Consider the following 12,538-nt stretch of genomic DNA (forward strand, 5'->3'; position numbering starts at 1 on the left):
AAATAAATTTATTATTTATAGTTGTATGAGCTTAATGATGAATAAGTTGGTAAGCGGCTGTTGTGCCAATTAAAAGTATGACAGGTAAAGCCTCAGGGTAATCCTGAAACTCTTTACGGAGAAATTTGAGTGAGGCCGTAATTTGATTATTAACGGTATTAACCGAAATATTTTTTTGCTGGGCAATTTGTTTTTGGCTCATCCCCTGCTCCCTGCTTAGCAAAAATACCTCTCGTTGTTTTGTTGGCAGCTTACTCAATGCTATTTCATAGCGCAACTGCAACTCATGAATGGAAAGTTCAGGATGGTCAACAGTGCCTAAATTACTTAAAGGAACACTATCCAGCTCATCGGTAAGCAGAAGCTTTTTGCGGTTATATCTTGATATTTGGTTACGCAATATCCCGTACAAGTAATCTTCAAAATCATTAATGGTATGAATATGAAATTTATACTGCCAGATATTCAATAAAACATTTAACGCAAGCTCTTCAGATTCTTCTCTTTTTTTGATAGATCTGAATGAAGCCGCTGTTAGTTTGGGAAGGTAATAATCGAATACTTTTTTAAAAGCCCGCTCATCTCCCGCAACCCAATCATTAACATGATGATTGATGAAGTTATCTGCCATGTCCTTTTCCGGAGAATTGCGGCAAAAGTAAACGCGCTATATTAAGCTAATGTTACCTTTTAAAAATATGTATATACAATTATACAAAGCATGTCTTATTTATATTAAAAATGCGGCATACTGACTTGATCAGCATGCCGCATTAAATTAATATCCGGAATCAATTTACACCGGACTAAAGAAGAAGATTAAACCGCGTCAGATAATGAACTAAACGTAAAGTCGCGTATTTTCATAGGTGGAATAAGATAGCTTCTGTAGCTCTCCACGCTAATGCTGCGCTCCTGTTTACCTAAGGCCTCCAGGTTATTCAGCATAATTACGGGACTTTCATTAAAACGGAAGTTTTTCACCGGGAATTTGATCTTACCGTTTTCAATATAAAACGTACCATCGCGGGTAAGGCCCGTGAGTAACAATGATTGAGGATCAACCATACGGATATACCACAAACGTGAAACCAATATACCACGCTCGGTGCTCTTGATCAGGTCTTCCAGACTGGCATCACCACCTTCCATAATAATATTTCCAGGGCCGGGCATTGGTTTAACTCCTTTTTTCTCGGCCCAGTAGCGGGAATAACTCAGGTTTTTAACCACACCTTTATCTATCCACGTCGTTTTTTCACGTGGTAAACCTTCGCCGCTCCAGGTTGCTGAAGGCAAATCGGCATTAAATGGGTCGGAGTAAATAGTAACCTTAGGATCCATCAGCTGTTCTCCTAAACGTGTACCGCCGCCTTTTTTACTTAAAAAACTCCGCCCTTCTTCCGCGCTCCGTGCGTCGAAACGGAACATGTTTTCCATCATATAGGTAGCAGCCACAGGCTCTAATATCACGGTATATTTTCCGGGCTCAATAGCTTTTGCTCCCGACGAGCTCAGGCATTTGCCTGCAGCAATTTTGGTAGCCGCAAAAGTATCCAGCTTGCTTACATCCGTAAAACCCCTGGCCGCATAGCCAGATGCTGTACCTGCTTCGTTTCGGGTAGTTACTGAGAATGTAACATCATTACCTTTGTTGAAGGCAAACAAACCCTTTGAATTCATCATGGCATTAAAGCTTGTTGAATTTTCAAGGAAACCCGCCGCCTGAAGTTTAGCATCCTTAGTAACTGACAGGCTTTTAGCCACCAACTCGGCACGACTGTCAGGTGTCATGCCTGCAGTATTCGCATTATAGGTTATGGAGTCCGGAAAATTCTGTGGACCTAATACCGGCATATACTCGGGGTTGGCCGGGGCCAGCTGAGCTAATTCTTCTGCTCTACGCACTACCCTTTCCAGTGCCTCGTCACTAAATTCATCTATGGTGGCAGTTCCGGCTTTTTTTCCAAAAACCGAAGTCACCGACAGGCTCATCACACTGATATCACCTGCTGTTGATACCGCGTTTAAGGCCGTTCTGATATTACCGCCTTCGCTGCCGTTCAGGCTTGCTTCACACTCTTCGGCTTTTGAATAGGCAAGCACCTTCTTTAACAAAGCCTGTGCTTCTTCTTTATTTAATATAGGCATAATTCAATTATCCGATCTTTCTTTTAGTGTTGATTACGTTAACTCCTTTAAAATGCGCGGTTGAAGCGCCATGCGATACCGCACTTGACTGCATTGGCTGGCCCTTACCATCATTAAAAGCTCCACCTAAACGGTAGTCGCGCTCATCACAAACCTGCGCACAGGAGTTCCAGAACTCTTGTGTATTTGCCTGATAGGCTACATCGTTCAGCATACCTACGATTTTCCCTTCCTTGATCTCATAAAACAGCTGACCACCAAACTGGAAATTATAACGCTGCTGATCAATGGAGAATGATCCATCACCAATGATGTATACTCCTTTTTCTACATTCTTGATCATCTGATCAACACTCAGTGGAGTTTTACCCGGCTGAAGCGACACGTTTGGCATACGCTGAAACTGTACGTCCTGCCAGCTTTGTGAATAGCAGCAGCCTTGCGATTCATTCAGACCGATGATATGTGCCTGATCACGAATGGCCTGGTAGTTAACCAGAATACCATCTTTGATAATATCCCATTTTTTACATTGTACGCCTTCATCATCATAACCAACAGCACCTAACGAACCAACCTGCGTTTTATCGCCTACGATATTTACGGCCTTGCTGCCAAAATTGAATTTACCTGATTTCCATTTATCCAATGTTAAAAAACTGGTACCGGCAAAATTGGCTTCGTAACCCAAAACGCGGTCGAGCTCGGTTGGGTGCCCCACTGATTCATGGATAGTTAGCCACAAATGTGAAGGGTCAAGCACCAGGTCATATTTACCCGGCTCAACAGATTTGGCTTTTAACTTGTCGCCTGCTTGCTGGGTGGCATATTTAATATCCTCTAATATGTCATAACGATTTTTATAGCGAGGAGTAACACCCAAAACCTTTTCGCTGGCCAGGGGATCCATATATTCGTACCCCATACCTACCGGCGAGCTTAATGAACGGCGTGTTTCAAAAGCACCTGCCGAAGGATCGATCTTGGTAACCGTAAAACTTGGATAAAGCCTGTGCACGTCCTGATCAATATATGAACCATCGGTTGATGCAAAATATTTTTGCTCGTTTACCGCAAACATGATAGAGTTTACAAAGTTGGCACCACCCGCCATAGCCACACCATTGGCGTTTAATAACAGATCGGCTTTTTCTTTAATAGGTACCTCGAAAGCATTTTTAGTTATCGGTGTTTTCCAGCTTACCTCGCCGTAACCTTTTTGAGGGGCAAGCTGCACGGGTGCACCGCCAATTTTAGCATTAGCTTTGGCTACGGCAACCGCTTTTAAAGCAGTTTTGGCCATACCTTCCTTGGTTACATCATTAGTGGCTGCAAACCCCCAGCAACCATTGGCTATAACCCGGATACCGATGCCATACGATTCGGTATTGGCTACGTTAAGCACCTTGTTTTCACGGGTGATAACAAACTGGTTCAGGTATCGCCCTATCCTGACGTCGGCATAAGTAGCTCCGTTTGATTTGGCCGTATTTAAAGCTACATCTGCCAGCTCCTTCTTGATTTTTACGTCAACGCCCTCCAGGGCCTGAGCCGGATCAATTGTTTTACCAAATGCGGATAGATCGGGCAGCAGCAACGCTCCAGCCCCCATACCCGTTAAATAAATAAAGTCGCGTCTTCTCAAAGTATGTTCCTCCTTAGTGTCTCAAGCATCTCATAATTGGATACCCTAAAAACCTATTTTTAAATTTTAAGATTATTTTTAACCTCCCTTTTGGCAGAGGATGATGTGGCCTGCGAAATTTTAGCCTCGGCCCACAAAAACGTACATGCTAACAGCAGCAAAACATAAAAATATATTTTCGGCACAGTATTTCTCACATTTCCATGTATCTGTTTTGTTACATTATTCATAATCACATTTTTTTCCACGTAATTTTTAGTATCCAATTGCTTTTTAAGTACTCGCAGGCTTTTCCAATCATCATTGCCATATATATAAAACCAGCCCAAGCCTCCAGCATTCGCTTTTATCGACTGCCAGCCGGTATTTTGCGGCCAGTACGAAAAGCTATTTTCAAATGGTAAAAGCGGATTTTGTTGCCCTGAAACACCAAACTTATCATCTACTAATGCTTTTGAGGCCGAGCCATTTAATTGTAAATTAACCGGACTTAAAACAGATGGCATTGCTGTCAACACATCCCAATTTTTAATAGCTGGCACCTTTTGTGCAGCTTTATTAATTAAAAATGACCATAATGCCGCATAATCATTTTTATTACCCGCCAATACCCAACTAAACGTATTATTCAACGTGGTAAATATTAATTTACCGCTTCCGGTTAAAATGCTGCTGGCCAGTATATGGCCATGCTCATCATTTATTAATGGCTGAGTACCCACTTGAAATTTTATATCGACCAGATTATTATTCAGCTTTGCTAATTTTTGATTGTTCCCGGTAATATATATTGAAGATGGAATGGTATCCCGGCCCTGTAAACGCCCGGCCGAGAAATTACTTTGCAGCCATGAATCGCTTTTTAATGTACTATCGGCTTTTATAATGATACCCAGTCCGTTTTGAGTTACCTCCGACCTTAAAGTTGTCGCCTCCTGATCGCTCAGTGATTTTAATACCGAAAGATCTCCTATCAACACATCAAACTTATTAATTATCTGTGCAGAAAGATGATCTAAAGACAACCGGGGCAGGTTAATAAATTCGGTACTGAATTTATCCTTACTAATAGTCGACCTTACAGCCACGCCATATCCATTCCCTGAAAGCCAGTTTTTTAAAAACCTGCTTTCAAAGTCGGGCGATGCTGTAAGCATTAATACATTTAATGGTTTTGCAGTCTCTATTTGTACGGGTAAGTTTTCTTTTTCAAGCGTGTCGGCACCGCTAATAACCATTAAATTATATACGGTTCTGCCTGAAACTTTCGGTGTGTTTTTTAAATGGAAAATAGCTGTACTGTCTGGCTCAACGAAAGCAGAATCTAAAGAGGTGCTTAAACCTTTTAACAGCAACTTTATTTTTTGAGCGGATGAGTTTTTATAAGTTCCCTGAATAGTTAATTCATCACCAGCTTTTAATTTTTCATTCCAGTTGATAGCGGTGATACCTTGTTTAAATTCTTCCGGTTTGAATACCACGGGCAAGTGATACAATTGTTGTAACTGACTTTCAGTTAAACCATCACCCAATATCCTCAGTTGGGTAATAGTTGAATCGCCCGTCAGTTCATCTATGCTGCCTAAAGATTTCACTTTACTGTTTTTAATAGCTTTATCCAGGGAAAACAGTTTGTCATTGAGGTACTTATCCAGGCTATCAGTGTTAAACCCTGACGTAAGTAAAATGGCTTCGTGATTATCTTGCTGATGGACATTGGTCTGATAGGTTAATGGTAAAGCAATACAGCCTAATGCTGCAGCAGCTATTAATACTGCCAGAACGCGTAAAATAAGATATCCTTTATTAACCCGAATAAGCTCCTTCCATACAGCAAATATTGTAACCACAACACAAATAATCACTACAAGGCTATTCCAGTTCATGCGCGGTTATTTGTTTAAATGGTTAAGGTTTTTATAATACTCCTTTGATAGTCCCATATCAACCGGATTTTGAGCTGTCGATGGCATTTTTTTGGCTGGCAGCAGTATCTTTTGAATAGCCTTTTCAACTATAGCAATATCTTGAGGTCTTATCTCTTTTTTGGTCGTTAAAATTCTTCGCATGGCACTTAAGGCAGTTAGATAACTTCCCGGCTCGGCCGATGCCTTTATACTAAGTTGCTGATTGGCTGAGGTAAGTACATACCGATCCGCATTGCCCAACACAGGCTGTGATTTTAGTTGCTGCAATATTGCCACCGCTTTTTTAATATCTGCTTGTTGGTCTGCAACTGGCTTTATGTCCTGTTGATTTACCTGTTGGTTTATTTTGCTAAGGTCACCGCTCAAACGCTTTTCTAACTTTAAAGGTGGTGCGTTGTATGATGTTTTAGCGACATATACCCTTGATTTTTGCTGCAGATCTTTTAACAAACGCAAGGCTTTATATTCAAAAGGTAGAGCATCTTGCGGTTTATACAATCTTAGCTGTAGCTCGGCCTTCCACATTTCGGTTAGTGTAGCCTTTAGTTGTGCTTTCAGTTCCGGATCAAAAAAGCCGGCATCTTCGGCGTTATCATGTTTATCAGTGTATTTATCCAGTATCACGGCGGCATTACCATAATTTTTAATGTCCGAAACGGCATCATTATCGTCCCCGCCTATATCCGATTCTGATTCCTCGCCCAAAAATTTGCCGTAACGCAGGCGTAATAACTTTTGATCGGTACCCAGGTCATTACTCCGGCTTTTAAATTGCTCCACGCTGATGCTGTCTTTTTCTTTAAGCAGTTTTTCAGAATCAAGAATGATCTGACGTTCACTCCTAAAAAATTCAGGCTTTTGATTAACCCCACTCAGCACACCATCCATGCTCAGCAATTGAGCCGTATCCTGAATAGATACCGTGTATACATCTGTACGGCTTTGCTGCTGGTGGGTATCAGTAGCTTGAATATAAAAATAAAGCTCATCACCAGGCTCCATGTTGAGTGTTGGCAGACTGATGATTTTTTGCAGGTTATATTGAGCAAGGTGGCTGCCAAACGATGTTGAAAAATCCATTTTATACTCCTTAAACTTAACCGCCTCTCCGCTGCCCTTGGCCACGGTAGCAATTAGTTGAGCATCATTAACTCCATAGTCATCACTAACAACGGCATCAATATTTACCCTGGGAGCTTCACCGGCATCTATATAGGTATACTGTTTAGGCGTTTTGATGTGGATTAGAGGGGACTGGTCTATAATAACCTGCATTTGATATAAGTCCGAAAGTTTACCATCAACACTTATCTGATAAAATCCTGGTTGGGTGATCTGCTTTTGAGCTATCCATGTTGTTTGATCATAGTTTGCACTTTTCAAAACAATTGTTTCTTTGTCGTTGAATAATATCGACACTTTTTTTACCGCAATATTGGTAGCTATTTTCCAGGCAGCCACACCGCCCTCTTCGATCAATATCGTGAATTTATCTTGCCGATGGCGAGCTTTGCCCGTATATGCAGGTGGAGTAATTGTAAGTTCAACTGCTGATATTTGTGGTAATACCTTTTCGGCTATGCCAGGTTTTGTATTGGTCTCGCCGACTTTAGTCACATCATGCATTAAAAGGTGATGCCCTCCTCCCTTCAATAGCGTACTCAAAAAAACAGATAAAATTAAAGCTATAACTCCCCACAAAAATGGTTTTATAAATTGTTTCTGTTGCACAGGGATCAAACTCAGTTCCTGTTCAATTTTTGAAAGCTGTAGATATTCTAAAAAATTATGCTCAGTTTCTGGCTTTATAAATAGTTGGGCACTTTCTTCCAGTTGCGGGTACCGACGGTCAAGATAATTGGAAATTGAACTTTCGGTGATCTGCCAGGCCCGGTGCCACATTACAAGTGAAATAAAAACCACTCCAAATATTCCCGCAGCAAAACCTATGGAACTTAAAAATATCGACTTTAAGATAATGGCAAAGGCAGCACCAAAAAGCACATCAGCAATAATCCGGTACGTGATGTACCAATTACGCATGCTTTTTATTTGATGTGCACCCCTTGGTTTAATCATTTTTTAGTACTGCTTTATTTTTGTGCGCCCACCACCGTTCTATCATAAAAATCACAACCAAAGCAAACCAGCAATAATGCGAGAGATCTGTTTGTTGCTTTATTTGATCGGTTGGTTTGTTATTATTCACTATCGGCTCATAATGCGGCATCAATTGTTCCTGATCCATTACCCGGCGATCATACTGGCTGTTCTCTATCGAACCGTTTTTATCAATGATGAGTTTAAAGATCAGCTTTGGAAACTCATCGCTCCATACCAGATCATTCCAGGTCGGGTTAAATCGTGAATAAAAATGGTAGGTATCTGGTTTATATGTTTTTGTTTGGCTTAAAACAGGCTTACCAAAACCATCATGCCATATTAATGCCTCGTTTTTATGTATTGTACTAATCAGTTTAAATAGAGCTATTTGCTTATCCTGCCCGTCCACAGCATACTGATCGTTAGTGTTAATCCATGAAGCTGTGTTATTGATTGAGCCGCCTTCATATTTAAATATGTGTCTGGCTTTTAGGCTGAGTCCTGCATCAAATGGTTTATCAGACAACCAGAATACCCAACTTTGTCCGGCAGGGATACCGGCTGGATCGTTATATATCTTAACATTTATCTTAAGCTGGCTAAAAGTAGCTATAGCTTGCAAAGCACCCATCAAATACGTTGCATCCACAGTGTTTCTACCGGGGTAAATTGCCAGTTGCTGTGTTGTGGTATCAATAGCAACCGGTGCCTGATTACTATTTTTAAGTTTTATTGTCGGCTTGCCATTTGATGTACCGACCTCGAAAGCAGAACCGCCCCTATCACCTGATTTCATAATCGAATTGGTAAAATTAGTTCCTGATGGTTTACTATTACCTTCAATCACTTTAATATCGTTATCAGGTGTAAACCAGGCCTGCTCGATCCATCTGCTTAACGAATCATTTGGGGTATAGGTTTGCCAGTGTAAATTCAAAGCAGTGGTAGGTTTATCGCCGACAAAGTATTTGGCACTATTCGGAGTAATAATATAAACAGGTATTGCCGGTTGAAACTGCTGACTTAATTCGGCTATTCTATTCCAATAATTGTTGTTTCGTAATAGCGATCCGTTTTCTTTTCTGGCTAAATCCACTATGATCTTGTGCAGATCAGCCTTTGTAAACCCCTCATTAAAATAATGAAACTCATAACCCACTTTTATCAGCGAATCTGCCAATAGTTTGAATTTTCGGTAGCTTTCCCCTATGTTTTCCTTAGGTATGAGTAACCAGCCTTTTGATTTGGTTGCTGTATTATGTTTCTGCCATATAGGGCCTGCCAATAGTAAAGCAAGTATCATCAATAATAAACAACGCATTAAAAACAAGGGCACATCATTCAGCTTAAAACTTCGGCTGCTTTTCTGCGCCGCTTTATCAAAAAGTGATATACTACCTATTTTTAATACTTTGCCCCGTTTTATATTCCACAGGTGTATGGCTACCGGAATACTTAAGGCGGCAACAGCGAACAACCAAATGGGGTTTAAAAACAGCATTTATTATGGATAGCTTATAAATTATATGATCACTAAAATCTGCCTTTGTTTCTTTGCACCAGAAAATCGCGAAGCGCGGTATCTAAGGGTTGGGACGTTTCTATCGTCCGGTAAAAAACATGTTTGCCCAACAGTTGCATCCTGATGTTATCTAAATGACTCTTCAACTTTTCCTGATATGTTGATGCCTGCTGCGTATTTATTTCAATGGTTTTACCAGTTTCCAAATCTTCAAGCGTTGAATAGGCCCCAAAATCAAAATCAATTTCGTTTTTACCCATTAAATGAAACACAATCACCTCATGTTTTAATGCCGATAATGAGTCAAGCAATTTACTGATCTCGCCTTCCGCCTGGTACATATCTGTTATGAAAACTAAAAGCTCCTTGCGTCCTGCACCGGCAAATAATTCTTTATAATGCACGGGTTGGGTAAATGTTCCGGCTGGATTTACTTGCTGCAGGTGATAAAACAAGCGCTGCAAATGCTGCGGATCGGGTTTGGAAGCCAGCGAGAACAACCTATCGTCTTGGAAAACATAAAGCCCTACAGAATCGCCCTGTAAATTGGCCAGATATGCCAGTGAGGCTGCTAAAAACCGTGCGTAATCAATTTTCCTGATCCTGTTATCATCATGATTCATGGAGGCGCTGGCATCTATCAGAAACCGGACAGAAATACTGGTTTCAATTTCCGATTCACGGATGTAATACCTGTCTGAACGGGCAAACATGCGCCAATCCAACCAGCGCAGGTCATCGCCGGGCTGATAGCTTCGGTATTGACTAAATTCCAATCCCGGCCCTTTTACCTTGCTTTTATTAAACCCATTCATAAAGCCATCAATAACCGTTCTGGCAAGCAGTGGTAAATCTTTAATGGTCATTAATACTTTAGGATCAAGCATGCTTTTGATTTCGGATTTGGGAATTTAGATTTCGGATTTAGTTTATCGCACTTTTTAATAAATAACTCAATTAGCTATATCGCTTTAGGCCGCTCTATGGTTTTTAACAGTTCGGCGGTTACTTTGTCTGATATTATACCTTCGGCTTCTGCCTTAAAATTCATTAATATCCGGTGCCTTAAAACAGCGGGCGCCATAGCATGAATATCTTCAGTTAAAACGGCATATCTTCCTTTTAACAAAGCACGCGCCTTTGCGGTTAATATCAATGCCTGTCCGGCTCTTGGGCCTGCTCCCCAGCGAACCCACTCTTTAACATAAGGCACCAACGTAGTATCCGGGCGAGTAGCTCTAATAATATGGCTTACATACCTTACCAGGTCATCATTGATTGATACCTGTCTTACCAATGCTTGTGCCTGTTGGATATCATCAGCATTTATCACCGCCTTTATATCGGCTTTTTTTGATCCGGTGGTACGGTTCAATACTTCAAACTCCTCCTGCTCGGTTGGGTAACCTATTTTGATAAGCAATAAAAATCGATCTAACTGAGCTTCTGGCAGCGGATAAGTACCGGCCTGCTCAATAGGGTTTTGTGTAGCCAATATAAAAAATGGCTTATCCAACGGATAGGTTTGTCCGCCGTAGGTTACTTCAAACTCCTGCATGGCCTCCAGTAATGCCGATTGTGTTTTGGGCGGTGTACGGTTAATTTCATCGGCCAGGATGATATTGGCAAATAACGGCCCCTTGTTAAACTTAAAGAAACGCTTACCGGTGGCATGATCTTCTTCCAATATCTCGGTGCCTATAATATCGGTAGGCATCAGATCGGGCGTAAACTGTATACGGCGAAACGACAAGTGCAGTGCCTGTGACATGGTTTTAACAATCAACGTTTTCGCCAGCCCGGGTACCCCCTCCAGCAAACAATGGCCACCGGCTAAAAAAGCTACCAGCAGTTCGTCAAGTATGGCATCCTGACCAACAATTACCTTTTGTATCTCATCTTTTAACAGTGGCAGCTTAGTGAGTAATGTTTTTACGTTTTCTTCGGTAAGTTCCAATTATTTCAAGTATTTAATAATCAATATAGATATAGCAGTAAATAAGGTTAGCTATTATTATTCCCAATATATCATGCTTTAAACTAAATCCCATGTTTTTTCAATAAAAAACCAAACAGGTATCCAAAACTTTACAGGAGATACTAACAAAAAGCATTTCTCCATAAAATATTGTACTAATTTTAGATTTTTGATAAAATCAATGGGGTTCAGCGGAAAGTTCACATTCACAAGGTTAAGTTACCACTCCGGCGATTGGGATACAGACCAGCGTATGCCATCAAACCTGCTTAATTCATTACTTGAATACACAACTATACCTATTGATCCGCATGAAAAGGTGATTCCTTTAAGCAGCGACGATATTTTTATGGCGCCATTCTGTTATATCAGCGGCCATAAGTTAGTTCAGTTTGATGCAAAGGAACGTTCAAACTTTAAAAAATATGTCGAAAACGGGGGCTTTGTATTTGCCGATGACTGCAACCATGATATTGACGGACTCTTCGCTAAATCATTTGAAGCACAAATGGCTGCACTGTTTGGACCAACGGCCTTAAAAAAGATACCGAATAACCATAAACTGTACCATTCCTTTTTTTCGTTTGAAAAAGGCCCACCCACTACCAGCTTTGAGCTGAATGGGTGGGGCGATGATCTGGTACACGACTATTTAAAGGCAATTGAAATAAACGGCCGTATAGGTGTGCTATATAGCAGTAAAGATTATGGCTGTGAATGGGATTATGATTTCAGGAACAAACGTTTCCTGGCAGAAGATAATACCAAGTTTGGGGTTAATATTATTATGTACGCGCTAAACTCCTAAGCGCCTTTTGCGAGGAGGTTTTTCTGCATCATTTCAGATACCTCATAAAAAGTACTCAGCTTTTGCTGCTCAATGCCGGCCTCAGCCAGTTGATTAATTTTTTCGATGGTTATTTCTATATGCGGTATGGATGTTGAAGCCGTTGGTGAAAGCGACACATAGTGCTGCCGCCTGTCGTTCGGGTTTACCTGTATCTGTATCAGGCCGCGTTTTTCCAGGTCGAACACGATAACCGCTGTTCGTGATTTATCTATCTGTAACAACTCTGCCAGCTTATTTTGCGTTACCGGTTTTTCCTGCGTAGCCAATACCAGCAATGCTTCAAAATGATGATCCAATTTGAAGGCTGATAATTCTTTCGACAGCATTTTGCTATACAAATAGTTGATTTTTTTTAAACTCT

The 12,538-nt window shown here is 40.9% G+C and carries 10 protein-coding genes; 1 reads left to right on the forward strand and 9 read right to left on the reverse strand.

Annotated features, from left to right (window positions below; all coding sequences use genetic code 11):
- Window positions 1-31 precede the first annotated feature (31 nt).
- The 8 genes from AAGC65_RS00795 to AAGC65_RS00830 all read right to left on the reverse strand — a co-directional run bounded on the left by AAGC65_RS00795 (window position 32) and on the right by AAGC65_RS00830 (window position 11,306).
- Window positions 32-631 (reverse strand): sigma-70 family RNA polymerase sigma factor, encoded by a 600-nt coding sequence (locus tag AAGC65_RS00795; protein WP_343110495.1) that lies wholly within the window; start codon window positions 629-631, stop codon window positions 32-34.
- 188 nt (window positions 632-819) lie between these two features.
- Window positions 820-2,151, reverse strand: coding sequence for a TldD/PmbA family protein (locus AAGC65_RS00800; protein ID WP_343110496.1), 1,332 nt, complete (start codon window positions 2,149-2,151; stop codon window positions 820-822).
- Window positions 2,152-2,158: 7 nt separating this feature from the next.
- Window positions 2,159-3,796, reverse strand: coding sequence for a TldD/PmbA family protein (locus tag AAGC65_RS00805; protein ID WP_343110497.1), 1,638 nt, complete (start codon window positions 3,794-3,796; stop codon window positions 2,159-2,161).
- 59 nt (window positions 3,797-3,855) lie between these two features.
- Entirely contained in the window at window positions 3,856-5,682 is a 1,827-nt protein-coding gene (locus tag AAGC65_RS00810; RefSeq protein ID WP_343110498.1) for a hypothetical protein, read from the reverse strand.
- A gap of 6 nt (window positions 5,683-5,688) precedes the next feature.
- Window positions 5,689-7,803 (reverse strand): hypothetical protein, encoded by a 2,115-nt coding sequence (locus tag AAGC65_RS00815; protein WP_343110499.1) that lies wholly within the window; start codon window positions 7,801-7,803, stop codon window positions 5,689-5,691.
- Complete coding sequence (locus tag AAGC65_RS00820; RefSeq protein ID WP_343110500.1) at window positions 7,796-9,328, reverse strand: BatA domain-containing protein; 1,533 nt, start codon at window positions 9,326-9,328, stop codon at window positions 7,796-7,798. Before AAGC65_RS00820 ends, AAGC65_RS00815 begins: the two co-directional genes overlap by 8 nt.
- 32 nt (window positions 9,329-9,360) lie before the next feature.
- Window positions 9,361-10,236: a DUF58 domain-containing protein gene (locus AAGC65_RS00825; RefSeq protein ID WP_343110501.1), complete on the reverse strand. Its 876-nt coding sequence runs from the start codon at window positions 10,234-10,236 to the stop codon at window positions 9,361-9,363.
- A gap of 74 nt (window positions 10,237-10,310) precedes the next feature.
- Window positions 10,311-11,306 carry a MoxR family ATPase gene (locus AAGC65_RS00830; RefSeq protein WP_343110502.1) on the reverse strand — a complete coding sequence of 332 codons (996 nt, stop codon included), beginning with the start codon at window positions 11,304-11,306 and terminating at the stop codon, window positions 10,311-10,313.
- Window positions 11,307-11,508: 202 nt separating this feature from the next.
- Here AAGC65_RS00830 and AAGC65_RS00835 point away from each other — a divergent pair, with 202 nt between their 5' ends.
- On the forward strand, window positions 11,509-12,135 hold the full coding sequence (locus AAGC65_RS00835; protein ID WP_343110503.1) for a DUF4159 domain-containing protein: 627 nt from the start codon (window positions 11,509-11,511) through the stop codon (window positions 12,133-12,135).
- Here the strand turns inward: AAGC65_RS00835 and AAGC65_RS00840 are convergent.
- Window positions 12,132-12,503, reverse strand: coding sequence for a MarR family transcriptional regulator (locus AAGC65_RS00840; protein WP_343110504.1), 372 nt, complete (start codon window positions 12,501-12,503; stop codon window positions 12,132-12,134). The two genes, AAGC65_RS00835 and AAGC65_RS00840, sit on opposite strands and share 4 nt — an antisense overlap.
- Between the last annotated feature and the right edge of the window lie 35 nt (window positions 12,504-12,538).

Source organism: Mucilaginibacter sp., assembly GCF_039207105.1.
GTDB lineage: Bacteria > Bacteroidota > Bacteroidia > Sphingobacteriales > Sphingobacteriaceae > Mucilaginibacter.